24 protein-coding genes are annotated in these 25172 nt (G+C 35.2%); 17 read left to right on the plus strand and 7 right to left on the minus strand.

Annotated elements, in window-relative coordinates:
* Positions 1 to 77 precede the first annotated feature (77 nt).
* From D1818_RS16430 to D1818_RS16450, 5 genes are read right to left on the minus strand one after another with little or no spacing between them, the layout of a single operon-like run.
* Positions 78 to 1697, minus strand: coding sequence for a hypothetical protein (locus tag D1818_RS16430; protein ID WP_118460064.1), 1620 nt, complete (start codon positions 1695 to 1697; stop codon positions 78 to 80).
* Between the two features lie 22 nt (positions 1698 to 1719).
* Positions 1720 to 2868 (minus strand): NAD(P)/FAD-dependent oxidoreductase, encoded by a 1149-nt coding sequence (locus D1818_RS16435; protein WP_118460065.1) that lies wholly within the window; start codon positions 2866 to 2868, stop codon positions 1720 to 1722.
* A complete protein-coding gene (locus D1818_RS16440; RefSeq protein ID WP_118460066.1) occupies positions 2868 to 3311 on the minus strand; it encodes a hypothetical protein in 444 nt (147 codons plus the stop codon). The genes D1818_RS16435 and D1818_RS16440 overlap by 1 nt, the downstream gene beginning before the upstream one ends.
* A gap of 6 nt (positions 3312 to 3317) precedes the next feature.
* Positions 3318 to 5531 carry a LodA/GoxA family CTQ-dependent oxidase gene (locus D1818_RS16445; protein WP_118460067.1) on the minus strand — a complete coding sequence of 738 codons (2214 nt, stop codon included), beginning with the start codon at positions 5529 to 5531 and terminating at the stop codon, positions 3318 to 3320.
* A 15-nt stretch (positions 5532 to 5546) separates the two neighbouring features.
* The gene (locus D1818_RS16450) at positions 5547 to 7805 is read right to left on the minus strand and encodes a tyrosinase family protein (protein ID WP_118460068.1); all 2259 of its coding nucleotides are present in this window, start codon (positions 7803 to 7805) and stop codon (positions 5547 to 5549) included.
* Between the two features lie 254 nt (positions 7806 to 8059).
* Here D1818_RS16450 and D1818_RS16455 point away from each other — a divergent pair, with 254 nt between their 5' ends.
* Positions 8060 to 8200 carry an NAD(P)-binding protein gene (locus tag D1818_RS16455; RefSeq protein ID WP_199726275.1) on the plus strand — a complete coding sequence of 47 codons (141 nt, stop codon included), beginning with the start codon at positions 8060 to 8062 and terminating at the stop codon, positions 8198 to 8200.
* A 37-nt stretch (positions 8201 to 8237) separates the two neighbouring features.
* Complete coding sequence (locus tag D1818_RS16460; RefSeq protein ID WP_118460069.1) at positions 8238 to 8603, plus strand: hypothetical protein; 366 nt, start codon at positions 8238 to 8240, stop codon at positions 8601 to 8603.
* A gap of 77 nt (positions 8604 to 8680) precedes the next feature.
* Here the strand turns inward: D1818_RS16460 and D1818_RS16465 are convergent, their stop codons facing one another.
* Positions 8681 to 10042 carry an FAD-binding domain-containing protein gene (locus D1818_RS16465; protein WP_118460070.1) on the minus strand — a complete coding sequence of 454 codons (1362 nt, stop codon included), beginning with the start codon at positions 10040 to 10042 and terminating at the stop codon, positions 8681 to 8683.
* 173 nt (positions 10043 to 10215) lie between these two features.
* Positions 10216 to 11136 carry a LysR family transcriptional regulator gene (locus D1818_RS16470; protein WP_118460071.1) on the minus strand — a complete coding sequence of 307 codons (921 nt, stop codon included), beginning with the start codon at positions 11134 to 11136 and terminating at the stop codon, positions 10216 to 10218.
* Positions 11137 to 11382: 246 nt separating this feature from the next.
* Between D1818_RS16470 and D1818_RS16475 the strand changes: the two genes are divergently transcribed.
* The 15 genes from D1818_RS16475 to D1818_RS16540 all read left to right on the plus strand — a co-directional run bounded on the left by D1818_RS16475 (position 11383) and on the right by D1818_RS16540 (position 25060).
* Complete coding sequence (locus tag D1818_RS16475; RefSeq protein ID WP_367183193.1) at positions 11383 to 11553, plus strand: hypothetical protein; 171 nt, start codon at positions 11383 to 11385, stop codon at positions 11551 to 11553.
* 55 nt (positions 11554 to 11608) lie between these two features.
* On the plus strand, positions 11609 to 11914 hold the full coding sequence (locus D1818_RS16480; RefSeq protein ID WP_118460073.1) for an HPF/RaiA family ribosome-associated protein: 306 nt from the start codon (positions 11609 to 11611) through the stop codon (positions 11912 to 11914).
* Positions 11915 to 12421: 507 nt separating this feature from the next.
* Entirely contained in the window at positions 12422 to 13036 is a 615-nt protein-coding gene (locus D1818_RS16485) for a DUF4255 domain-containing protein (protein ID WP_158596881.1), read from the plus strand.
* Positions 13037 to 13077: 41 nt separating this feature from the next.
* Positions 13078 to 13854: a hypothetical protein gene (locus tag D1818_RS16490; RefSeq protein ID WP_118460075.1), complete on the plus strand. Its 777-nt coding sequence runs from the start codon at positions 13078 to 13080 to the stop codon at positions 13852 to 13854.
* A 71-nt stretch (positions 13855 to 13925) separates the two neighbouring features.
* Positions 13926 to 15557: a phage tail sheath C-terminal domain-containing protein gene (locus D1818_RS16495; RefSeq protein WP_118460076.1), complete on the plus strand. Its 1632-nt coding sequence runs from the start codon at positions 13926 to 13928 to the stop codon at positions 15555 to 15557.
* A 41-nt stretch (positions 15558 to 15598) separates the two neighbouring features.
* Positions 15599 to 16072 carry a phage tail protein gene (locus D1818_RS16500; RefSeq protein ID WP_118460077.1) on the plus strand — a complete coding sequence of 158 codons (474 nt, stop codon included), beginning with the start codon at positions 15599 to 15601 and terminating at the stop codon, positions 16070 to 16072.
* Between the two features lie 161 nt (positions 16073 to 16233).
* The gene (locus D1818_RS16505) at positions 16234 to 16677 is read left to right on the plus strand and encodes a phage tail protein (protein WP_118460078.1); all 444 of its coding nucleotides are present in this window, start codon (positions 16234 to 16236) and stop codon (positions 16675 to 16677) included.
* An 11-nt stretch (positions 16678 to 16688) separates the two neighbouring features.
* On the plus strand, positions 16689 to 17192 hold the full coding sequence (locus tag D1818_RS16510; RefSeq protein WP_118460079.1) for a phage tail protein: 504 nt from the start codon (positions 16689 to 16691) through the stop codon (positions 17190 to 17192).
* Positions 17193 to 17194: 2 nt separating this feature from the next.
* The gene (locus D1818_RS25410; RefSeq protein WP_158596883.1) at positions 17195 to 17359 is read left to right on the plus strand and encodes a DUF5908 family protein; all 165 of its coding nucleotides are present in this window, start codon (positions 17195 to 17197) and stop codon (positions 17357 to 17359) included.
* A gap of 2 nt (positions 17360 to 17361) precedes the next feature.
* A complete protein-coding gene (locus tag D1818_RS16515; protein WP_118460080.1) occupies positions 17362 to 18081 on the plus strand; it encodes a hypothetical protein in 720 nt (239 codons plus the stop codon).
* A gap of 3 nt (positions 18082 to 18084) precedes the next feature.
* On the plus strand, positions 18085 to 19773 hold the full coding sequence (locus tag D1818_RS16520; protein ID WP_118460081.1) for a phage baseplate assembly protein V: 1689 nt from the start codon (positions 18085 to 18087) through the stop codon (positions 19771 to 19773).
* Between the two features lie 10 nt (positions 19774 to 19783).
* Positions 19784 to 19990 (plus strand): hypothetical protein, encoded by a 207-nt coding sequence (locus tag D1818_RS16525; RefSeq protein ID WP_118460082.1) that lies wholly within the window; start codon positions 19784 to 19786, stop codon positions 19988 to 19990.
* Positions 19980 to 20396: a GPW/gp25 family protein gene (locus tag D1818_RS16530; protein WP_118460083.1), complete on the plus strand. Its 417-nt coding sequence runs from the start codon at positions 19980 to 19982 to the stop codon at positions 20394 to 20396. The genes D1818_RS16525 and D1818_RS16530 overlap by 11 nt, the downstream gene beginning before the upstream one ends.
* A gap of 22 nt (positions 20397 to 20418) precedes the next feature.
* Positions 20419 to 20841 (plus strand): hypothetical protein, encoded by a 423-nt coding sequence (locus D1818_RS16535; RefSeq protein ID WP_118460084.1) that lies wholly within the window; start codon positions 20419 to 20421, stop codon positions 20839 to 20841.
* Between the two features lie 22 nt (positions 20842 to 20863).
* Entirely contained in the window at positions 20864 to 25060 is a 4197-nt protein-coding gene (locus D1818_RS16540; RefSeq protein WP_118460085.1) for a baseplate J/gp47 family protein, read from the plus strand.
* Positions 25061 to 25172: the final 112 nt, after the last annotated feature.

Below are 25172 nucleotides of genomic sequence, written 5' to 3' on the forward strand. Positions count from 1 at the left end.
ATATATTATTTAAAGTAATCAGGGAGAAGTGAATACAATGTTTTGTAAAAACCTCTCTCTGATTATGATAACATTGACTAATTAGACGGTTTTTTAGGCTTTCCTTTTTCCCATTGTGCTTTGCCAAGCAGCCAACTAAAATCCCCACTTAACTGGTCTCCTGATATTGCTTTTCCATTTTTATACTCATAGATTCCAGCACTAGAGTGGCATCCCATGCAGCTTTCCGTACCAAAAATGGTAATATCACTTACGGGATTTGCTTCCATAAGATTAGCAGCTGATTGATTTCCTGTTTGGAAAAAAGTCTCCATGGTGATATTGGTTAGTAACGCCAGATTAGGATTGCCACCAGGTTTGTTGACTACAGATTCTGGCACTTTATATCCAGCTTCTGTATGATTTCCTGGAAGAGCGTTTTGATCTAAAGGATATTGAGTATCGATTAGTTGGTAATATTGCCAAACACTTTTTTGTTGTTTAAAATAGGTTTGCATCTTTTCGTTTACTCGCTTTACTCGTACAGGAATATCAACCATACGTTTAGCTTGAGTCTTCATAGTATCGCTTTTGGCATAGTACATATCTGTATTACTACTAGATATAGTCCAAAAATCTCCGTGTGCTCCTTTATTATGAGTATAGGTCGTCCCACCGTTTGTTACATCCAAATTTACTGGACATATCTCACAATTTGGGTCTGTAAGTGAAGGAGAGATTACAGTTGTTTTTTCATCTTTTTCGATTACGTTTTGGTCTAGGTTATCAATATGCTCGAATGTAGACCAAACCCATTGCTTTCCGGTTGGAGTTTTTTGACTGATATGAAAACCAATCATTCCTAAATCTTTTTTAACTAAAGTAGAATCAGGACTGATGATATATCCTTCTTCCCTGTAGTATCTTTCTTTATGATCTTTATCCGTAAGTATTTTCCAGGCAAATTTGATTTCTATTGCTCCCAGCTTACTCTTTTTATAATCTCCTTTTGGAAAGTTGGCAATACCACTTTCAGAAAACTTGGTCTGTCCGTTTTTATTATACAACTTGTTTGTAACGATATAATCAAACTCTTCTTTATTCATTAATACTTCGTATACTACGACACTTCCGTTTTGATCAAATAGTTTTCCTGCAAACGCTTGGTTTACTTCATCAGCTATATCAAAGTTTTTAGGGGTTGTAGGTGTAGCAGAAGAGAGAACTATTCTAGAATTGGTGTCATTTATAGCGTTTTCGGATAAATTCAATCCAGATGCTGTTCTCGGACTTCCCCAAGGAGCAGGCGTTTTTCCATCCTTGCGATATACCTGGAAAGCTTCTTTCCAACCTAACCAGGTAGGCTCTCCTTTATCTGTAAATTTCTCCGCTGGTTTTCCTTTTTTATCTCTAGGCCACATAATTGCTATAAATGCTTGCCAGCTATATTCATTGAACTTTTCATTAAGCTTGAATATATTCTTTTTGTCTTTTAATTTTTTTTGAATCACTGGATTTACGTCTACAGGAATGTCTGCAGAAAACTTAACAGGAGCAGGAATTTTTTTATAATCATTCTCATTTATAGTTATTGCTGCTTTATCATTATTCCCTTCTATCGTTACCTTATCATCACAAGAAAATAGTAGTAATGAAATACATAAAATCAATACGAGTTGATTCAAATTTGAATAGAAAAATTGTAGTGTGTGTTTCATAGTATAAAAAAATTTAAGGTTATTAGTGATAATTTTGATGAGCATGTCTTCTTTTCCAAAAAAGCGATGTAGTATATCGATCTTCTTGAGCATAGTATTCTTGTCTCTTTTTCAGATATGCTTTATAATCTTGAGTAATGATTTGCTGATATTTTTGTAATCCGAATCGATCCCCTTTTAGATCATCTAGGGTAGCATAAGCTGCAAACTGACTCATGGTTAATGATTTAAAAATCCCTAAGGATGAAATAGGGTCATAACACGAAGCTGCATCACCTACTGCAAGCCAAGAATCACCAGTAACAGCGCTAAGATATTGCGTATGAGCTGCTGTTACCTGAGGCTGTGAGAGGTATGCAGTATCTTTTATTCTGTTGTTAGTGTGTTTGGTATTGTGTAAAAGATTATTAAAAGCTTCTCTTTTCCGAAGTTGTAATCGGTTTGCAATATCAGCATCTGTCATATAGCCAACTACGATAGTTTTATTAGGTAATGTAGCGCTATACCACCATCCATTTTGATCGGTTTCTACACAGGTGCCGCTACCTATTCCAGAATGATCCTTATGCTCATCTTTTGTATTATAAATACAATAAACCCCAACCATCTGGTCCTTCTTAATCTTAGTAGATTTCTGGAGACTAGAGAATGCAGCTTTTTTGCCAGTGGCATCTATTACAAAATTGGATTTTAAAGTTATGTTGTCTTGTTTGGAATTAGTTTCCAAAATCCAATGTTTAGATTTCTTCTTTGATGCTGTAATACTAGTTTCAAAATAGAAGAGAATATCTCTTTTTTGCGCTTCTTTAATCATAAATTGATCAAAAGCGATTCGATCCAAATGCCATCCGTATCCATAAGGAGAGTACATATACTCATTATGATATAGTTCAGAGGATCCCCAAGCAGCTGAGGTTCCATAGGCAGTTACAAAATTACACTCTAGAAAAGAACTCCAAATCCCCAATTTTTGCAATTGCTGAGAGGCATGCGGAGGTAATGTTTCTCCTATTCGATATATACAAGCGTTATTAGGGTTGAAAGATGGTTTGCGTTCCATAATGGCAATACGAAGTTCAGGAGCTTCATTTTTTAAAGCAATTGCAGTAGCACATCCTGCTACACCGCCACCTATCACAACGACATCATATGTATATGGATTGTTCTTCATTAGCTAGGATCTTGTTTTACGGCGATCCATTGTGCAACTACACCAGCAGGAGCAGTAGATTTTCCATTAGGACCCGTTGGATGTGGAATGGCTCTTACGATAGATCCAACGATAGCAGGACGTTGATCAATGCCGTTCATCCAATTAGGGACATAATATCCTAAATAGTTATAAATCCACTCTGCGCCTCCTGCAATTCCTTTTCCTTGAAATTGTAATGTAAAAGGATTTCCATATCCAATAGAACCGCTTAGTTTTAGTTCCCATCCTGGACCATATATCAAACCATCCAGAGTTTGCATAGGAGCTTCGTTTATTTTTATGTTTCCTCTTCCAAATTCTAATGAATCAAAATCTGCATCTAAGTCAGGATTGCTTAGAAAACTTCTATAAGTCCATATCCCGGTGAGGATTTCAGGAACTGAATTAGTTGATGTGTTCATAATGATTTAATTGTTGTTATTTTCTTTGTTTGACTCTCCAAAACTTTGCCCTAATACACGATCTCCAGGTTTTACAGGATCACCAAGTGCGTCATTATTTCGCTCTATTTGATAAAATTGCCTTGTAATTCCTGTTCCTTCAGCAATTAAAAATCCAAGGTCTTTCCATGCTTGAACCATTTGTAAATCACCAGCTTTATTATTAGGAATTCCTGATGCCCAATATACTTGCGATCCGTTTAAAGATTCTGGAACCACGATAGGTCTGTGAGCCGGCCACCAAGGAATGTTATATGCTATTTGCTGTTCTACCGGATCACCAGTTGACTCGGGATAAATATTGTTCCATTTTTCATAAGTGATATTTATATTTTGAAACGTACATTCATGAAAATCTGCTTGCCAAGGGATACCTATATATTTAGTAAGATCTCCAGGTTCTAAACCTTCTGCTAGATTAGGAGCAGTACTACCATCTGTATTAGCAATCGGTTTTGGAATACTTAATCCTCCAGCGATATAGGTGGCGTGTTTAATTCTATATGGTTCACTATAGATAGCAGGATTGTTAACAATCCACGAAAGTTCTCCTCCAGGACAAAACGCACCTCCTAGTACATTACTCAATACACCTCTGTCAATACCGATGCCTGTTGTAGGAGGATGTACCCATGGATTGGTACATTTCTTATTGCTCTCTCCCCATTCAGTGCATTCATTCACAAATTTTCCGTTTGCCCATTGTTTTAAAAAGAACAACTGTGTTTCTGTCATAGAAAGAAACTTCTCTGGAGCCGTATTACTAAGCGGATTATTACCGCAGAGCATAGGCATTAAACGTGGTTTGTTAGACGTAGAGTTATAGTTTCCTTCTACTTCATAGTCATTAAGTTGGTTTGTTTGTCTCATAATTCCAAGTACAAATTGCCTTAATCTGTAGTAGGGATCTTCTCCATTTTCGGGAGGTATCGAAAGCGTATCATAGTTTAAATTTCCACCAGTTCCTCGATTATGAGGATCACCACCACCAAAAAAGTCAAAAACAAAGGTGTATTTAAAGTCATCAGGCCTGCGCAATTGCGGCCATAACTCTTTATAAAATTTTGGATAATAATCGGGATTGTATCGTGCTTCATTTCTCCATATATCGAACTCTTCTTGAGTTTTAGGACTGTTGTTTTCTTTTGTAAAAGGAGGTACACCAAACACTTGTGGGTCATATGCCATTTTACGAACAAAAAGATCATACATCTTTTCATCCATAGTGATCATGTCTTCCATTTCTGGAACGTATCTTGGATATCCTACTACAACCCAAGCAGGAACTTGTACGTCCATTGTTCCTTTAGTTTTAGTTTTTATTTCTTTATCGCCATCATAGGTAATATCCGTAAATGTATATTCGATTTTAGCGGTAACAGGGCCATCAGAGATATCATCAAACCAACCGTCATTATTTACAAAACTTTCAATGACAGGGGTTGTAGTAGATCCTGAATTACCATTTCCTCCCAACACAATTAGTCGGATGTTTTTTTCCTGTTCATTAACCATTAGACTACCCAATGTTTCAATAGAATTCGGTTGTATGTCTGAAGGCGGAAAAGTTTGCGGATATGATACTTTTTTGTACTTACTTGTATCCATCTTCTTACTTTCCGAACCAAATTTGGCAAAAGCACCTTTGTTGTTTTTAAGGTTTACCGTAAGTGGCCCAGGATCAATAATAAGTTGTCTTCTTAAATCAGGTCGTGTTACTTCAGGATTACGAAGCGGATGACTAGGAGCATATCCATGTTCTCCATCAGTTTCCTGAAATTCATACCAGGAAGCTTTTTTATTTGCTAAATGTACAGTCCAATCAATATCAGTGACTTTTCCCTGGACCATTCTTGGTGCTGTTACTGCAGTTTGATATACAAAATTATAAGTGCCTCCAACTTTAATTTCTTCCCCTTCAGTATCTTCTTCGTTTTTGTAAGCAAATATTCTAAATCGAGCAGCTTGTTTCTTGATTTTAGATAAATCACTACTGTCTTTGAAAGAGCTTACTCTGATTGGATTTCCTTTTGAGTCTTTTTGTTCTCTTCCCATTTCATCACAAGCGATAGGCAATGTTCCAGGTTGCTCTGGAGTAAGATAAAAATCGTCATCAGTATTACCAAGTCTTGCAATTCCGATACTTGGGTGAATTTTAAAAGTAGTATATGTATTGTCCATTTGTGTTGCTTTAATTTAGTCCATGAAGTTTAAGGATACACCATCGATGTATACAGCGTTGTCTATCTGTTTTCCATCAATACCAAGAATCACTAGTTGTATCGTAATGTCTTTTGCGCCATTGTTCAAGATGCGTTGTACAGCATCTGTGGCATTAATTTTATAATTTCTGGGTTCATGGTGATGTAATTGTCTAAAGTCAAATTGTCTGGTTTTATCCAGAGGTAAATTACAATGTCCAGGGCCTCCATAACAACTTCCGTGAAACGTGGAGATTTCCTCCACAAAGTGATCGTTACCTTTTGTCGGAGTATCGATAGTAGCATCAGGAGCGTTTAAGAATACTCTGATATGTGCATTTTGTAGATTTCCTCGTTGAACTCTATGGATTTTGATTTCAGCTTTGCGGTGAGTGTCTAATGTATTTGTTGAAACTTTAGTAGGTGCACTATTAAATTTTACCAATCCTACTTTACTGGATACATCGTAAAACACAGAATCTCTCATATATGTATATCCTAACTTTTGGATATTTATAGTATCCTGAACAGTCATAGACCAAGGAGCTAAAACAGCATTCATTTCCTGAGGAGTTCCTGTATGTAATTCTTGCCATCGAGCCCATAATCTATCAACATTAGAATGATGTGCCCAAAACAAAGGGTCGAAGGCTGTAATTCTGTTGTCAGTCATCCACCCATAAACTGGATTTTCCTTGCTTTGTGGGTCAGCAGTAAGCTTTAGTTTTTGATATATTTTTTTCCACTCATCACTATTATCCGGATAACAAGGATTGGTACCACCAGAAAAATTATGCATACCATTGTGCACTTTTTCTAAAGCCCCATAATGATGGTCATAAGAAGGCCCTCCTCCAAAATCCCCAAAGTTATCCATGGATAGGAGCAAGTTTATATCATCTTTGGTTGGATATTGTGATAATGGACCCATAGATCCAGGCCATCGATTTGGAAACCATAAAGGATTGGTTTCTTTAAGGATATCATAGATAGCTCGGATTTTATCCGACCATACGGCTACATTATTGACATTAATGATTTCATAAGGAATTCCAGCAGCTTTTAAGAAACGCAGACCTGAATTATAAATCGTTCCTTTTTTTACAATTTTTTCTAAGGCTGAAATCTCTTTCTTAGTTAATATGGATTTCCCTTCTGAAGTTTTTTTGTCTTTGAGTTTGTCTAATCCTTTTTGAGTTAGATAACATCCATAAGCTTCTGGAAGGACACCCAGATCATATTCTTTGTTGTTAAAGGTATTCTTATTTTGATCTGCATAATCTGTCCAAGACCAATATGGCAATGCAATATTCTGATCATAATCCTGTAATTTTTGCTCAAAAAAGTATAAATATAATCTGTGCCAAGTGGTAAATTGTTCCCATCCGTGCTGACAAGAATCTGTATGTATTCTTGCCCAATAGTCAAAACTTCTTTCATCTTGCCAGAAGTCTGTATATTGAAACATACAGTTCAGTGCTTCTCTAAAGGTGTTCAATTCTTCAGGTGTAAGAGAACTTACCTCTTTTCTAATTGTAAGTCCTTTATTATCCTTGTGATCTTGATTGGTTTTATTAGTAGATACCTGATGAAGTAATTCTCCATTGGCCAGTGCCAGATGATTATTACTGGTAGAAGCTTGTAGCACTTTCGATGCGTTTTTTTGCTCTTCTTCTAAAGTTAATGGACAATCTGCATCGATCCAGTTAGTAATAGTTTGTATTTGGTCTGCAGAAGCTGTTGCAGATGCATCCCACAATAATTTTGGAAAAATACTACCATCAAAAGGATAGTGTCCTTTTAATCCTATAATAATTGCAGATTGGTCACTTCGTTTTTGAGATGGACTACTTCCGCCTCCACCGCCAGAACCTCCTGATGGCCAGCAATCGCCTATAGAAGTTGTTGTAGGTGGTTGTTGTACAGCAGATACCGCTGGCTGCATTGAAGCAGTGTCGGAAGAATTTTTTTGTGATCCACAACATCCTTCACTACTTGTAGTTGGTTGTTTGGCAGCAGTAGGAACCGAAGATATACCTTTTGATCCGCAACACCCATCAGATGTCTGATTAGAATTAGAACCATCTTTTGGAGCAATCAGTCGTTGTCCATATAAAGAGGCTGTCATAAAAGTTTTTGGATTTAACCAAAAAGCATGCAACCCTTGATAGCTGGGGATTGCTTTTCCTTGAAGTGTATTAAGAATTTCTTTTACCTGTTCATATTGAGATTTTCTTTTCTTTTTACCAGCCATAATTGTGTGTTATATTTTTAATTGACCCATGCTTCTCAAAGTTAGATATAGGAGGGAAAATTTGGTATAGGTATAAATACCTGTTTTCTCATTGATTGCCTGTTTTTAGGCCGTTAAATGTTTTTGTTAAAAAAATTACCTGCTTGTTTAGTGTTCTAAAAACAGGAGTTTATACGCTTTTTTTCTTTGAAAGAATGATAAAACTTTGAGGAAATCCCCGGCTTAGAATTCACAACTTTTAAATACTAAACAACATGTTTATTTTAACTTTTAAAGAAGTTTCAGATCATGATGATGTGGACATTGCGATTATTGGAGCAGGTATTTCTGGTCTGTATTGTGCATATCGATTGATTAATGATCCAACTTACTCAGGAAAAAATTGCGATATATGAACGTCTAAATTGAACTGGGGGTAGACTACAATCGGATTTGATTCCTATTCGTGGAAATCCATTCTCTTCTTTAAACAATAATCCTAATCAAACATTACAGGACGGAGTTGCGGCTAATCCTTGTGTTCAATATATTCAGTGGGGAGTTTATACCGAAAATCCTGTAGCAAAAGGTTCTGTAACCAATATTCCATTCGAAAAACAAAAGGCGAATGTAGTAGATTATAGCGCTAACTATTGGTTACAGGCATTTATACGAGGAGGAGAGTTTACACAATTATCCTATAATCAAACGATTTTGATGAATATTCCGATTAACGGAACTATTGTAAAGTTTCCACACATAACTTGTAATACCTTGACAAAAAACAATAAAGATTATTTCATACTATGTATTGCTTAAATTTTAGGGAGTACATAGTATTTTTTGATACACAATTCATATAACTCATGCCTAGAAATAAATGCTTTGGTCATTCTTTAGTTTTTTGTCAGATTGAGATAATTCTCAAGGTTATAAAGCTGTATCTTATCATTAATAATATTTCTGACAATAGGTTTAGGATAATCTTTTCCTATTATTGTTTGATGAAATTTCTGAATAGTGATTATCATTTTATGAGGTTTATAAATAAATTCATTTGGGATATTTCTTAATTCAGGTATATGATTTCTGATAAAAAAACCTTTTGGATCTATATCTTTACTATGTTTAATTATATTAAACAAAATCCTTCTTTTGTTTTGAGCGTTATTTTTATTTAATGTTTCAAAATAATTGAATTGAATTCCAGGGCTACTATCTAATAGATTTTTAGATAAGAATTCTACAGCATCACTCCAGGGCAATAACAAGTATTGTTTATAGAATAAAACAGTTAACATTCGCATTTTATAGTTGATGTTCCCGTTTTTTTGGAGACAGCGCATTATAGCATCAATAATAGGGTATCCAGTCATGCCTTTTTCCCAAGCATTTTGGGATGGTAAATTGTTATTAGATTTTTTATAAGTGTCGATCTTATTAGAATATTTAAGAAATTCGTTGTGTTGTATATAATGAATATTCCACCTTATAGTATGTAGAAATTTTTCTAAACTTACTATTTGATCAGTTTCCTCGCTGAGATATTGCCATACTTGTCTTAAAGAAATGTTGCCCCAAGATATAAATGGAGATAATTTATAAATTAATTCTTGAATGTTAATCTGATTTTTGTCTAACCTAGATAAGTTACTTAAATTATTTTGTGCAGAAGATGGACCTCCTTTTAATATAAAAGAATTCTTATTTACTGTAAGCTCTACAGTTGAAAAAAACTTTTCCAAATCTTGCACTTTCTGCAAAGTAATAAAACTATCCTTTGTTGGAATAAAAGGGATCGATTTGGTGTTAAAATACGTATTGAATTCTATATTGTTTTTATCAAAACATAAATCCTTATATGGATCTATTTCTATTTTTTGAATTAGATTATTTTTACAAAATCGATATAACATTCGATATTGTTGAGTTAAAAAAGGAGCGTCATAATCTTTATGGAAATATATTCTTTTTATATTCCAAAATTGTTGTAAAATACTAATAGCTTTGGTAGCTTCTGACTGTACTATTAATATTTTTGTATTATATAATTTAAGAATATTGTTTAAATTTAATAAAGATTCTTTGATAAAATCTATTTGTCTTTTAGAGTGATTAAAGCCTGCACTAGAGTTATTTTCTATAGTATATAACAAAAGTGTCCGATCTTTGGAACAAATTGCTTCATAGAGTACTTGATTGTCTTGTAAACGAAGATCCTTTTTTAGTAATACAATATTGATATTGTCCTTTTTCATAATAATGGTACTAAATTCCTAATTAGGCTAATTCCCTTTTTTATGCAAAAATCAATATAATTTACTATATATTATTATTTATATTTATGATGATAATTATAAATTTTTGTTATGTTTATTTTTTTCTTAACGAGACACTTTAACCAAAATTATAACTGTATTTAAGCTTCTTTTTATTGATCAAAAAGATGAAACTTATCTTTTATTATTTCATCCTTTTTTTCTTCTACATATTTTAGAAAAGCTTCTGCCACAAGAGAAAACTTTTTATTTTTTAACCAGATAAGATTCCAGATGGATTTAATAGGGAAACCTTGCACTGGAATAATTTGTAAACGCCCAGCATCTAGATCATTTCGTATTCCAATGAGTGGCATAATAGAATATCCTAGTCCCGCAATCACAGCTTGTTTTACTGCCTCATTAGAGGTAAGTTCCATTTTTTTTCTAACCGGTAAATCGTTCTTTTCAATATATTTTTCCATCGTATGTCTTGTTCCTGATCCAGGCTCTCTATAAATCAAAGGAAGTTCAGAAAAAATAGATTTATTATACCTTTTCTTGGTAAATTCTTCTGAAGTACTACCTACCAAATATAATTGGTTCTCCATGAGCTTTGTTTTCTCAATTTGCATATTATTGGGTAATACGGAAACTAGCGAAAAATCAACTGTATTTTCTTCCAGACTATTTATTACTCTTTGTTTGTTCGTAACATCAAGAACCAAATCCACTCCTTCGTGCTGTTTCATAAAATCAGACAGGAAATAAGGGATAATATATTTTCCTGTAGAAACAACAGAAATTTTTAAAATACCAGACAATTGTCCCTGATACGCCTTGGTCTTATAACTAATTTGATTTACTTCATCTATAATTTTCTGAGCGGCAAGAGCGATTTCTTTTCCAAAATCAGTGACGTATAACTTTCTGCCAATAACCTCTGTAAGAGGGATAGGAAATTGATCCTGAAAGTTTTTGAGCTGTATGGATACCGCAGGTTGTGTTAAATGTAACTCTTCGGAAGCTTTAGTAATACTTTCTTTTTCTACTATTTTAAGAAAGATCTGTAATTGATGCAACGTATAGTTCATAAATAATATTAATGTTTATGATTACAAATATAAATAAAAATATATGAAAAGTAATATATATATTTATAGTGTTGTTAGTAAAAATTAAGAGATGTAAATACAACAAAAACAAAAAGTTACCATTGATTTTGATGTATTACTTGATTTCAGAATAATAACGAACTAAAGTCTAATGTTTCACTAAAATGTATTCTTATGGAGTTATTAAAAAAAGCGAGAGAATTTCATCAAAGAAGTATGAGTAATATGAGTACAAGCGATCGAGTTTCTGCATCCAGAGAAGCAAAATCATTGGTGCTAAGCATCAATGAAATATATAAGAGAAGTAAAGATCCTGATCTCATGAGTCTCATGAAAATGATTACTGAGAAAAAACGTAAAATAGATAAAAGATTGCGTGGACGTTTAGTTATTTAGTACGCGATCTAAGAGTATTAAATGTAAGTAATGATGAACCTTTAAGTTTAAAAGTATGAAAACAGTTTTCGAATATAAAAGCATCGAAGCAAGCAAATATTTAGAGACTTTTGCAGCAAAAAAACTACTAAAACTCGCAAATAAATATGCGTTTATTATTAGAGCTGACATCTTTTTTAACAAGGAGCATAATGATTTCAAAAAAGGTAATATTTGTGGAATTAGACTAAGTCTTCCAGGACCTAGGATTTACGCATCTTCTGACGAAAACAGTTTTGAAAATGCGATAAATAATACCATAAAAGATCTTAAAGATCAATTAGATAAAAGAAAAGTAAAGTTATATAAGAATTTGGGTTAGTACGAGAACTATAAATCGCCCTTTATAGTTTTCTATTAGTGATGCTTTCATCATTGATTGTTTGAGAAGTAGCTGTTTGGCCAAACAGCTACTTTTTTTTATAAAAAAATGATGTCTGTCTTTATTAATTGATGAAAATTCGAAAGGAATTTTATTTGTATCTACTTTAAATAATGACAAGAAATTAGACTCTATTTAGACAAATACTTTTGACCTTTATTGTAAGTAAACAAGATAAACATCTTCCTATATTCTATAATATATTTAAAAACAATGCTGTGTGCATTTTCCCTTTTTGATTAGGGAAAATATATCATAATTAATCGGTTTACCTCTATTTTGTCGGAAATGTCATAGTTTGACGATTTTGTACTACCATCTTGTCGGAAATCTCTAAGAATTTGCCGGACTTTTACTAACCCCGATGTGGCGTTCCAATGTAATTTTGAGTTATTAAAATCAATAATTTATAAGAGCAGTATTATGGTTGATGTTGTATTAAGCGTTTTGAAAGATAAACTCAATGAATATTTTAAAAATGTAGTTGGTACTACGGAGTCTGATATTATAGAATTTATTAGTACTACTAGTAATGATCCGGTTTCTTTTACCAATGATAAAATCACCCCATTTTTAATTAATATTTCAGAAGATCGGAAATTTAGAAATCCAGATCAATATTCGGGTATTGTAAGAAACGGAATACGTACACAAACAAATCCAGAAATTAGAATTGAGTTGTTGATTCTTTTTGTGTCTAAGTTCAGTAAATATGATCAGGCGCTTAAATTTCTATCTCACGTCATTAAGTTTTTTCAGGTGAACAGGATTTTTAATCCATTAAATTCTCCTCAATTATCTGATGAAAATATAGAGAAATTGGTTGTAGAATTAATTTCAATCCCCTTAGAAGAACAAAATCAGGTATGGCATTCTTTAAATACCTCCTATTTGCCCTCAGTGTTGTATAGAGTTCGCCTACTATCATTCATAGATGAACAAAGTATAGAGTTTGTGGGTGCTCCAACACAAGATGTTAATCTGAAGATTGGAGATAAATACCCTATCCCCGAAACCAAAGAAGTTGAGGAAATAGAGCAAGAAAATAGCACAAATAACTAAGTATAAAAAATAGCTGATAAAGCTGAGATAAAAATAAAATTATGAAGTATCAAGAATTTTTTTCTATCACTATAGCCCACAACTATTTTTCGGGGATACCCGAAGATCTTTTACTTGTTGCAGAAAATGAAACGAAAACACGTCTAAATAATCTGGGTTATATTCTAAAAAAAACGACTAGTGGTGTAAAGATTTTGACTCTTGTAGCTCAAGATAGCGATACCTTTATAAGCCTAGGTGAAGATGATGTATTTACGTTTTACGTATACCCTACATCAGTGCGTATTCAGGAAGTTACTGATTTGTCTGAAATAGAGAACGGAAACATGCTTTCTTTTTCAAATCAGGAAGGACAGATAGGAAGTGCTGAAATGATTTCTACCCAAGTAGAACAAAATGGTGTGTTATGTGGTTTTCCTGCTTTAGCAAGTATCGTAATTGCTGGAAATAAAATTAATACAAATAGTAGCGCACCGTCTACTAACTATGAAATACTATTTAAGGCAAAATCAGTACAATGGAAGTACTATTTTGTTTCTAATACGGATGATTCAACCATAACACTAGAATCTAGAGACGAGCAAATTAGTTTTAATGAAATGGTTGTGGATCAAAATGTCTCAGATCAGATCATAAGGTCATTACAATTAAATTTTCCTAATACCCAGATAAGAGCTTTTGAGTCTAGAGATTCGGTTCCCTACAGCAATAAACCTATAAAAAATATCAAATTGATCAAAAATGGCGATGTGCTTATGAGTCATTTACCAAATCCCAAAATACAACAACAAGGTATTCAAATCATCAAAATTAAGTAAGAAAAGGCAGCTCGAGGGACTCATATAAGGTTTTAGAAATGCCAAGTATAAACATTTAAAATTTTTAAAATATGTCTAGATTTTTAACACCAGATGTGTATACAGAGGAAGTACCTCTTTTACCACAATCTGTAGCAGAAGTTTCCACAGCAGTACCTGCGTTTATTGGATATACCGAGAAAACCAAAAAAAACGAGGAAAGTATTAAAAACAAAGCTTACAGAATATCCACACTGTTGGAGTTCAAAGAGCTTTTTGGAGGTGCTCAACCAGCATCTTTTAAGGTTAATATAAATGAAGAAGTTATAGAAAATGTTGAGGTCACAGCTCCACAGCATACTTTATATCATGCCATAGAGTTATATTTTAGAAATGGCGGAGGAGATTGTTATATTGTATCAGTAGGTAGTTATGAAGATACGTATAACGCAGCTTCTTTTATGGCAGGTATAGAAGCTGTAAGCAAAGAAGATGAACCTACTTTACTCATGTTAGGAGAAGCCACTAAATTAGATGCTGTCGATTATCACGACCTATGTGTAGCAGCACTAGCACAATGCCAGGAATTAAAAGACAGATTTTGCATTTTTGATGTAAAAAAAGATGATGAAGATGCATCTTCTTTTAGAACCGCTATTGGCACCAACAATCTAAAATATGGAGCGGCGTATACGCCTTATCTACAGACTTCACTTACATACAAGTATCAAGAAGATAGTGTTATCATTTCCGGTTCTTCAGCGCAAGAAACCATTCAGTTAGAAGTAAATGATGCTATTAGAATTGTTTATCAGGGATCTGCACAGGATGAACCAAAAACAACGATTAATAAAGGATCGGCTGGTACGCTGTCTTTCAGTATTAGCGGAACCACGTTAACCATTACTAATGTTGGAGAAGGTGTATCGGCCAACGAAGTGGTAGATGCTTGGAATGCATTTTCAGGTAAAGGTGATTTTGACATTATTGTAATAGATGGTACAGCTACTGTAGAGTCCTTTACAGGAAATCGCAGTCTGACAACAACTGGAGGTGATGGAGCATCTACTAGTTTATCAACAATCAAAGAAACGCAATCCGAATTATACAATAGAGTAATTAGTGAGGTGTCTAAACAACGTATCATTTTACCACCGAGTGCAGCAGTAGCGGGAGCCTATGCCACTACCGATCGTGAAAGAGGCGTATGGAAAGCACCAGCGAATGTAAGTCTAAACGGGATAATAGCACCTGTAAAGAAAATAACTTCCAAAGATCAGGAACGATTGAATGTAGATGCTAATAATGGTAAATCTATCAATGCTATACGCAGTTTTGTAGGTAAAGGAACCTTGGTATGGGGTGCTCGAACGCTGGCCGGAAATGATAACGAATGGCGATACGTATCCGTAAGAAGATTATTCAATATGATAGAAGAATCTACTAAAAAAGCATCTCAGTTTGCTGTTTTCGAATCCAATGATGCAGTTACTTGGCTCAAGGTTAAAGCGATGATCGAGAGTTTTCTTTACGGAATCTGGCAACAAGGTGGTTTGGCAGGAGCCACAGAAGAACAAGCCTATTTTGTAAATATAGGATTAGGAAAAACCATGACACAACAGGATGTTCTTGAAGGTCGTATGATTGCAGAAATAGGACTCGCTGCAGTACGTCCTGCAGAGTTTATTATTCTAAAATTCTCTCATAAACTGCAAGAGGCATAGCCTATTCATAAGATTTAATAACACTATAAAAAGTAAAAATAATGGCTTTAACTAAAGAACAAATAAAAGCAGATTACCCCTTGGTAACCTATAACTACAGGGTAGACATTAATGGAGAGTCTATTAGCTTCTCCGAGGTTTCAGGCTTAGAATTATCTTTTGAAACTCACACTTATAAAGAAAGTTTTGCTGCAGGAGGTAAAGTAGGACCTAATATTATGTATATGCCGGGACAAATCCAGCCAGTAAATATCTCTATGAAAAAAGGATTGGTAAAGGGCAAAAGTATACCGATTTTTTACGATTGGATCAATAGCACACAACTCAATCAGATTGATAAAAGAGATATCGTAGTACATCTGTTAGATGAGACTGGTAGTACTATGGTAAGTTGGAAAGTGATTGACGCCTTCCCAACCAAGCTCACAGCACCTTCTTTTGACGCGAGTTCTAATGATGTTGCTATAGAATCAATGGATTTGATGGCGTTCCGTGTAACCATGGAAGAAGCGTAATCATTAATTGATTGGAGAGTGTAGTGTCTTGTCGGGAATAGCATGAAGATGAGTTTATACTTTTTTCGAACAGACACTACATACACCAAACACGCAGCAGTTGTATTATCATCGGAATCGGCTTACTAAAGTCAGTTCGTGAATAGCTAAAAAAAGGAATTATGGCAATTACCAAACAAAAAATTAGTGAAACCTATCCTTTACCGGTATACAATTATCAGGTAACGATAAATGGGGTTGAAATTATGTCTTTTTCAGAGATTTCAGGTTTAGAAATTGATCATGATCATGTGTTGTACAGACACGGCTTTAGCTTTGCGGTAGGGGATCATTTGATTAGAGGCCAGCGAAAACCGATTAATATCACCCTAAAACGAGGTATCGTCAAGAGGCGTAGCGATCTCTACGATTGGGTCAAATCTGGTGAAAAAAAAGATATTAGAATAGAACTATGTGATGAAGCTGGGATGGGTATCGTGGTTTGGGAGGTCTCCCGAGCGTTGCCCTTTAAGTTAGATGCACCATCATTTAGTGCCAGTACTAGCGATATTGCGTTAGAAAGTTTAAATCTAATTGCTCATGATTTACGAATAAAACACAATTAAAGATTTACAATATGTTAGATGTTTTAAAAGCAATCAATTTTGCGGATCAAGAACCTACGTTATCACATAGGTTCGGAGTGTTCTTCTTGGCAGGAGGTTTACTTCCTAATCCTATTGATCTCAGATTTCAGAAAGTGAGTGGTATCAGCACAGATGTGCAGTTAGAAACTATTAATGAAGGAGGAGAAAATTTGCATGCGCATCGCATGCCAAAGAAAATGAATTATAACAATTTGGTGTTAGAAAGAGGGTATGTATCCAGTAATAAAGGCAGAGGTCGATTATTCTCTCCTTTGAATGTAGAATTCAATGCGACATTTTCATTATTCAAGTTTAACCCATCTAATGTGTTAGTTACTTTATTTAATGAAGAAGGGGTTCCAATGGGCGGGTGGATGTTTCTCAAAGCATATCCGGTAAAATGGTCTGTCTCTGATCTGGATGCACAATCTAATACGGTAGCAATTGACACCCTGGAATTGGCATATACACGATTTCAAATTTTAAGAATATAAAAATGGCAGTAGAAATCAAAGAGATTGTCATCAGGGCAATTGTATCCGATACAGTGGAATCAGAAGGATCGGATCCACCAAGGGATACTAGAAATGAACAACAAATGATGGTGCAGGAATGTGTACAACAGGTATTAAAAATATTGAAAAAGAAAAACCTTAGATAGCTATGTCAGTATTGGATATATTACGACCCTTTAAACTCCAAAAACTTAAAATTACCTCTTTTGATAATCAGGAAAGAACAGCGAACGGACTTGATTTTGAGGTGATGTATAACCCAGAATCAGTGCAGCAAAATTTTACTAATAAGTTTGCTAGAAACCCTAACAATCCTCTGAATAAGGAAGATGCTGAGTTTACCTACAGTGCATTATCTACCGTAAGAATGAAGTTGATTTTTGATGGAACTAACGTACATCAATATGGAGCGGAAACTATAGCGAAACTTGCATTAGGAATCCAAAAAAGTGTAAAAGATCAAATAGATTATTTTTTGACAAACATTGTAAAAGTCAAAGGCAAACTTCACGAACCACCTTTTTTGGTATTAAGTTGGGGGAAAACAATAAACTTTAATTGTAGACTGGCAAGCTTAGATATTAATTATACCCTGTTTGATAGGAGCGGAGATCCGTTACGTGCAGAGCTCAATATTTCTTTTGTAGAAGATGATGCAATTGATGAACAAAAGAAAAAATTAGGATTAGAATCTCCTGATTTAACACATTATCGAATGGTAAAAGCCGGTGATCAATTACCCTTAATGTGTCAGGATATATATGGTTCTCCTTTGTATTATCCGCTAGTGGCACGTGTTAATAAACTTAAGAGTTTTAGAAACCTTACACCAGGACAAGAAATTTATTTTCCACCCCTTGAAAAATAACATATGGCATCAACAGTAGTAACAAATACCATCAAAAGCAACGGCAGGGTTATTCCTTTGGGGACGTATCAATTGATGTCTTTGGATACCAGTAAAGAGTTTAATAAAATACCCATGGCAGAACTGAAGTTACATGATGGTTGTGTAGCGAAACAAAAGTTCGAAACACTGGATGGAGAAGCTTTTGTTCCAGGGTCGCTGATTGAAATTTTTATGCGCTACGAAGGTAAGAATACTGAGGAGCAAAAGATTTTTGAAGGGATTGTGATCAATCAGGAAATAGAAAGATCTGAATACCAATCAGAGTTAACCATAGCACTTTGTGATCCTTGTGTTAAAATGACCAGTTTACGAAAAAATGGGGTTTATAAAGATTTTACAGACACTAAAATTATAAAAAATCTGATTAGCAAATACCAAGATCTAAAAGTAAAAGAAATTGAGAATACATCGTATAAACATCCGCAAATGGTACAATACTATGTGTCGGATTGGGACTTTATGATATCAAGAGCAGAAGCTAATGGGCAGTTAGTAGCAGTTGATAATGGAGAACTATCGGTGAAAACCCCAAACATCAATAATCCAGATCTTACCTTAACCTTTGGCATTGATTTGGCACATTTTGATTTAAAATTGAGTAGTCGGGGCCAATATGAGAAGATTCATACTTTTGGTTTAGATACTAAGAAAGAAGAATTAGCATTAAGCTTTCCTAAAAAAGCCAAAGAACAAACACAAACATTAGGGAGTATAGGATATGACATACCATTGCTATCGAATATAGTAGGAGCTACAGAAGCCCAATTAATTCATGCGGTACCCACAGATCCCTTGGAACTTCAGTCCTGGTCGGATGCACAGTGTATAAAATCCCGACTTTCTGCAGTACAGGGCACCATTAGAATTGATGGAAATGGGAAGCTTAAGGTGGGACAGACAATAAAAATTGAAAATGTAAGTCGATTTAACGGAAATCACATCATCACAGGTGTTCGTAATACATTTGTTATGGGGTTAGGATGGTACACCTATCTACAAATCGGTATGAGTGCAAACTGGTTTAGCGCGCAATCGGATATTGTCGAAACACAAGCAGCGGGATTGCTTCCGGGTGTAAATGGCCTTCAGGTCGGTACTGTTTTAGGTCATATCGAAGATGCGGATCACGGCTTTAGGCTTCAGGTACATATACCAGCATTTCATCAAGAAGGTAAACCGACAGAAGTATTAGCGATGTTTACTTCGTTGGATGCAGGAGCAGATCATGGAATCTTCTTTCCTCCAGAAAAAGGAGATCGTGTGGTGATAGGGTTCTTAAATGATGATCCTAGACAAGCCATTGTATTGGGCGCAATGCATAGTAATAAAATACCAAATACAGTAAAAAAGAAAAATACCTATAAAGGGATTTTTACCAAGTCGAATTACCAATTGCTGTTTGATGAGGAAAAAGAGACAGTAAGCTTATCTACAGCAGATACAGATCATACAAATGAACAAGCGATTTGTATCAATCAAAAAGAAAAGAAGATTACTATAGAAGATGCTCACGGAAATATAATAGAGTTAGGCAAGGATGGTATTAAGATAATGAGTGCTAAAGATTTTATGATAGATGCTAAGGGAGATCTTAGTATTAATGCTAAAGGAAAAATTAAAGTCAAAGGGAAAAAGGTGGATTTAATATAAACAGCACAGTATGGATACGAATACAATACAACTCGAATTAACAATCACGGAAGCTAATATGATACTTGCCGCACTTGGACAACAGCTCTATATCAAAGTAGCGGATTTAATTCAGAAAATACAACAACAAGAAGCTTCGCAATTAAAATCACACCAAGGGAATGGTCTGATAGCAAATAATGAAACCTTTAAAACAGCAATAGCAGATGGACAATAAATTTTTAGGAAACGGTTGGGGATTCCCGCCAACTTTTACAGCAGGAGGCGCCGAGGTAGGATTGGTAGCAGGAGAAGAAGATATCAAACAAAGTCTTCAGATTTTATTATCTACTTCGCTGAATGAGCGTATGATGCATCCTGATTTTGGGTGTGATCTTACTCAGTTTTTGTTTGAGGAACTGGATCAGCGATTTGCTACCGAATTGAGCAATATGGTATCCCGGGCACTATTATTACATGAACCAAGAATTCAGGTAAATGCAGTAGACGTCGCAGACATAGATCCAGAAAAAGGCATGGTGCAGATCGCTGTGGATTATATAGTTAGAACAACTAACAATCGATTTAATCTGGTCTATCCATTTTATATCAATGAAGCTTCTGGAGTAGCATTTGATCTTTAAAAAGAAATTACAAAACAAAAAAATGGATGCAATAATTATAGATGGAGATCAGGTTAATTTTCTTCCTGTATTTGGGAGTGCTTTGGTAAGTGTACAACCCGGAAAAATGATCGCTTCAGGAAAGACAACGATTAAAGGGAAAAAGGTTTGTGTAGATGGTGATGAAGCAAAAGTAGAAGTGGCCAATTGTTCATATATAGCACCTCCTTTTGTAGTTCCCGGTCAAGGAACTTTAACCATAAAAAAATTAGGTCCAGATCAATTAACAAAAAAAAGCAAAAGTGGCACTAAAAGCATTATTCTGAAAGGGAATATGTTTATAGCAGAGTTCAAAGTCACATCGCAGGCAAAACAACCGCCTCCAACGAACGTACCAGATCCTATACCGATGTATCCGGGACAAGGAAAACTAATACCTGCAAACACAAAAATACAAGCCACTTAAACCTAGTAAAGTAGTAGAAACAATGATTCATATTCAAAATTCAGATAATATACTCCTTAGAGACGGAACCAGTCAGCAGGATCGCAATACAGATGCGATTCGTCCAGATTATGTAGCGATAGAAGATCGTAGTATCGAAGAACTGATTACCGAAGCACAGCGTATAGCCAAAGAGCTTCAGTTTTTTGATATAGAAAACAGACCTACTACTACTTGGGAGTCTTTTTTAATTGACGATCCGCAAACATTTAATCAAAATTCTCCAGAAGGAAGAAGGATTCAACAAAAAAGATGGGCTGATCTATTAGCTGCATATGTAGAAAATCCAGAACGTTTTTATAATGATCCAGAAAAGAAAGCGAAACTATCCAAACCTCACGTCGCATTATTTATAACGTTCCTAAAGTTGTTAAATCACGTGAAATCCAAAATGAATGGACTTACGGCAAGGCATCTTGATTTTTATTTTAGAGAACGCCTTGGATTGACTACAAAAGAAGCCGTGCCGGATGTGGTCAATGTAGTATTAGCGTTAGAAGAGAATACTGAATACTTAGAAGTACATAAGGGAACTGTATTAGAGGCTGGAGAAGACGCTGCAGGCAATCAATTGCAGTACATCACCAATGAAGATACAGTAATTAGTAAGGCTCAAATCACACAACTTAAAAATGTTTTTGTAGAGAAAGAGTTTCTTACTATTCAAAATACACATCAAGAACGTGGTAAAACGAAGGATGCAGCCTTTATCGACATGATAGAAATGGCATTGGGACATCCGAATCCTGGAGATGCACTTCCGGATTTCCCAGGAGATCAGATTACAGATGTTTTTGAGCTAAATTCAGCAGTAAAAAAAGGAAATGCAGCTGCGATTTCTTATGTAACCCAAGAGCTGTTTTTAGAAAAAGAGCGTTTTGATCTTATTTTTCTAAAACATCAAGAAGAAAAAGAAGGCATACTTACAGATTGGGAACCTATCTATGAGCACTTAGAACAGGCATATAAGAAGAAAATCGTACATCAAAGACAACAAAACCTTAAAGAACTAGAGGATGTTGAAGGATTCGATGTAATGATGAGAAAAGTATATGGAAATCCAAGCCCCGGAGATGCATTGCCCTTATATAATGGAGAAAAAGCCTTGTTAGATCAGGTATTCGAGGATATACAGACTGCAGATGAAACAGCAGAAAAAGCATTAGAATATGTAACAGTAGAACTGCAATTAGAGAAGCCTGATTTTATACATATTATGCAAACCCAAGCAAATTCTGCGGCTTCTGAAGCAGATAAGGATAAAGTATATCGTATTTTAGAGTTCGCTGAGCGCCAGATACGATCGGTCTTTATATTTCCGCCTAGCATAGGAAAGTTATCAGATATCTACGCCACTGCTGATGCCAAAGAATTTGTTTTTAGCAAATATGATGAAGAGGAAGAAAGTAAGCGATTTAAGACTTTTGGTAATAGACAATCAGGTATATTGGATCATTCTTTAAAACCATCTGAGATTGGTTTTGCCATCAGTTCTCCTACCTTACTGCTCCAAGATGGTAAACGTACTATTGAAATACTACTGGATTTGGGACAAAAAGGTCGTTCTATTAAAAATCTACAATCAGTTTTTGATAAAAATGATCCCTTCAAAACGTATATAAGTACTGCCGAGCAATGGTTTACACCAGATGCAGTTCATTATTCTTTAGGAAATTATGTAGGAGCAAGTGCTGAGACCGATCTGGACATCATTGTTTCTGATAATACTATTACCATCACGGATACCAAAAATTTTAACAGTACTGATATAGGTAAATACATAGTAGATACTGCCCAAACAATATATGAAATCACTGCGCTTTTGGATACAACAGTTGTGGAGGTTAAAGAAATCGGTAGTATCGAAGGGGAGGTCGAAAAGGCTCAAAAATATGCTACGGATCAGGTGTATATAAATGCTTTAAAAATAGAAATACGACTTCAGGATACCGATTTGGCCATTACACCTTTTGGATTAGAATCCTCTTTTTTTATAGCATCCGAGTATCCTACGCTGGTCTGTACGTTACAGCCATTTTTAGAAGAAGTTAACGGGGAGGAAATTTTCAAAAGTAATTATGAACATCTCATTGACCTCAGCGTAGAAAAGGCACATATCCGGGTAGATGTACAGGGCATGCAGCAAAGTATTTTACAAAACGACCAGAGTACAATTGATGTCAAAAAACCTTTCGAGCCTTTTGGATTTCAACCCGACATAGGAAGTAGCTTATACTTGACGAATACAGAAATAGCACAGAAGAGAATCAAGGATTTAAAGCTGGATATGGAATGGATGCAGCAACCAGAATCCATGGTAGATTACTATAAAAATTATTGGTTGATTCAGGCAGATCTTACAGAAGTGGAGCTTGCTGCGCTTACTGATGAGGAGTTGTCTGATTTGATTGCGCAACAACTTGCCACTCATGCTGCTATTATAGAAAACGATAGCGACTTTAGAGCTGATATTTATTTTCAAGATCGAAACGCAGAAGTCTTGCTCTCCACAATGGTAGAAAATGAACAGGGCACTATAGTAAGTGAAGGGTTTCCACTGTTTACGAATCAAGGAACCATTAAAGTGACCAATATCCCTTCGCGAATGCAGAAAACAAGTCCCGATTACCAATACAAAGAGCGTTTTGGTATTGATACAGAAGAGGAAGAAGTAGTATCTTGGGAGCGCTATTTTAGAATAGAATTGACCCCAGTCAATTTTCAGCATACTGCATTTAATACTTTATTTACAAAGCAAGCTGTATCCGAGAAAAAAGATATAAAAAGCCTTAAGATCAATCCACCGTATCAGCCGAAGCTAAAAAAACTTGGAATTTCTTATACCGCTTGTGAAGATATCACTGCGGATGCATCTGAAACTGGCACAAATAAGCTGTTTCATATACATCCATTCGGATATGATCGCGTAATCCCAGGAACTCAGACCGATCTAATACCTGTATATACGGATGAAGGTTCGTTGTATATAGGAGTCGATCAATTAAAAACGCCACAGATACTAGCTATTTTATTTCAGATGGCAGAAGGGAGTGCGGATCCTGATGTGCCAAAACCTGAATTGCAGTGGAGTTATCTGCGAAATAATGAATGGGTAATCGTGACACCTTCAGGGATTTTAGAAGATACAACCAATGGATTGGTCAATACAGGAATCGTAAAAATAAAAATACCTGAAGATGCCACTACTGGTGGTACCTTAATGCCAAACGATTTACATTGGATTAAAATATCCGCTTTTAAAAATATTAATGGTATATCGGATACTATTGATATTAGAAGTCAGGTACTCAGTGCTACACTTTCTGGAGTTGGAGTAGATCCCACACATTTCGAAAATCCATTACCCATTGATACCATTACAGAGGCGCTTAATCCGATCCCTGAGGTCGCTAAAATTACACAACCTTTTACCTCTAGCAAAGGAAAATCCGCCGAAAAAGGAAACGCACTATACAAACGTGTTAGTGAGCGGTTACGACATAAAAACAGAGCGCTTACCATGTGGGATTATGAGCATTTAATATTAAATGAGTTTCCGGAGATATACAAGACCAAGTGTCTTCCAGCAAACGATAGAACAGGAGGAGTGGATGTGATTGTAGTACCTGATATCAAAGGAAAGTTACCTTTTGATCCCTTTGCACCAAAGGTAGCAGCTGATACGCTGTTTCAGATAGAAAAATACACACAAATGCATGCACCTACTTATGCAGATATAGCGGTAACCAATCCCTTGTACCTGCAAGTATCTACAGAGTGTATCGTAAAATTTTATGAAGGATATGATGAAGGTTTTTATAAAAATAAACTTATCGAAGAGATCAAGCGATTTATGTCACCCTGGGCGTATGGCGAGGATAGAGAAATACAGATCGGAGGATCCCTGCATGCCAGTGTGATCATCAATTTTATTGCAGAAAGACCCTATATCGATTATGTAGCCAATCTGAAATTGTTTCAGAGTGAAGACGGCAAGACCTTTACTGATGTGCGAAGTCTAAATAATGGAAAATCCATAGTGGTTCCATCTCAACCTGATATGATCATGGTCGCTGCCCAAATCCACGAGGTATATGTAGTTAATGAAGGTGGATTCGAAGAAGACAGTTTCGAAGGGATTAACTATATGGAAATCAATAAAGATTTTATAGTTCGCTAAAAATTTGAAGATCAGCAATACGTAATGATCAACATGATATTTTTTGTATCTGTCCCCCTGAGCGGAGTCGAAGGGGAAATCATGTAAAAAACAAGGAATTACACGTAGGAAA

This window comes from Aquimarina sp. BL5 (assembly GCF_003443675.1).
Classification (GTDB): Bacteria; Bacteroidota; Bacteroidia; order Flavobacteriales; family Flavobacteriaceae; genus Aquimarina.

Excerpts from the sequence above, each read along its gene's own strand:
- D1818_RS16430 (WP_118460064.1), bottom strand. The coding sequence starts at position 1,697 with ATGAAACACACACTACAATTTTTCTATTCAAATTTGAATCAACTCGTA.
- D1818_RS16435 (WP_118460065.1), bottom strand. The coding sequence starts at position 2,868 with ATGAAGAACAATCCATATACATATGATGTCGTTGTGATAGGTGGCGGT.
- D1818_RS16440 (WP_118460066.1), bottom strand. The coding sequence starts at position 3,311 with ATGAACACATCAACTAATTCAGTTCCTGAAATCCTCACCGGGATATGG.
- D1818_RS16445 (WP_118460067.1), bottom strand. The coding sequence starts at position 5,531 with ATGGACAATACATATACTACTTTTAAAATTCACCCAAGTATCGGAATT.
- D1818_RS16450 (WP_118460068.1), bottom strand. The coding sequence starts at position 7,805 with ATGGCTGGTAAAAAGAAAAGAAAATCTCAATATGAACAGGTAAAAGAA.
- D1818_RS16455 (WP_199726275.1), top strand. The coding sequence starts at position 8,060 with ATGTTTATTTTAACTTTTAAAGAAGTTTCAGATCATGATGATGTGGAC.
- D1818_RS16465 (WP_118460070.1), bottom strand. The coding sequence starts at position 10,042 with ATGAAAAAGGACAATATCAATATTGTATTACTAAAAAAGGATCTTCGT.
- D1818_RS16470 (WP_118460071.1), bottom strand. The coding sequence starts at position 11,136 with ATGAACTATACGTTGCATCAATTACAGATCTTTCTTAAAATAGTAGAA.
- D1818_RS16475 (WP_367183193.1), top strand. The coding sequence starts at position 11,383 with ATGAGTACAAGCGATCGAGTTTCTGCATCCAGAGAAGCAAAATCATTG.
- D1818_RS16480 (WP_118460073.1), top strand. The coding sequence starts at position 11,609 with ATGAAAACAGTTTTCGAATATAAAAGCATCGAAGCAAGCAAATATTTA.
- D1818_RS16490 (WP_118460075.1), top strand. The coding sequence starts at position 13,078 with ATGAAGTATCAAGAATTTTTTTCTATCACTATAGCCCACAACTATTTT.
- D1818_RS16495 (WP_118460076.1), top strand. The coding sequence starts at position 13,926 with ATGTCTAGATTTTTAACACCAGATGTGTATACAGAGGAAGTACCTCTT.
- D1818_RS16500 (WP_118460077.1), top strand. The coding sequence starts at position 15,599 with ATGGCTTTAACTAAAGAACAAATAAAAGCAGATTACCCCTTGGTAACC.
- D1818_RS16505 (WP_118460078.1), top strand. The coding sequence starts at position 16,234 with ATGGCAATTACCAAACAAAAAATTAGTGAAACCTATCCTTTACCGGTA.
- D1818_RS16510 (WP_118460079.1), top strand. The coding sequence starts at position 16,689 with ATGTTAGATGTTTTAAAAGCAATCAATTTTGCGGATCAAGAACCTACG.
- D1818_RS25410 (WP_158596883.1), top strand. The coding sequence starts at position 17,195 with ATGGCAGTAGAAATCAAAGAGATTGTCATCAGGGCAATTGTATCCGAT.
- D1818_RS16515 (WP_118460080.1), top strand. The coding sequence starts at position 17,362 with ATGTCAGTATTGGATATATTACGACCCTTTAAACTCCAAAAACTTAAA.
- D1818_RS16520 (WP_118460081.1), top strand. The coding sequence starts at position 18,085 with ATGGCATCAACAGTAGTAACAAATACCATCAAAAGCAACGGCAGGGTT.
- D1818_RS16525 (WP_118460082.1), top strand. The coding sequence starts at position 19,784 with ATGGATACGAATACAATACAACTCGAATTAACAATCACGGAAGCTAAT.
- D1818_RS16530 (WP_118460083.1), top strand. The coding sequence starts at position 19,980 with ATGGACAATAAATTTTTAGGAAACGGTTGGGGATTCCCGCCAACTTTT.
- D1818_RS16535 (WP_118460084.1), top strand. The coding sequence starts at position 20,419 with ATGGATGCAATAATTATAGATGGAGATCAGGTTAATTTTCTTCCTGTA.
- D1818_RS16540 (WP_118460085.1), top strand. The coding sequence starts at position 20,864 with ATGATTCATATTCAAAATTCAGATAATATACTCCTTAGAGACGGAACC.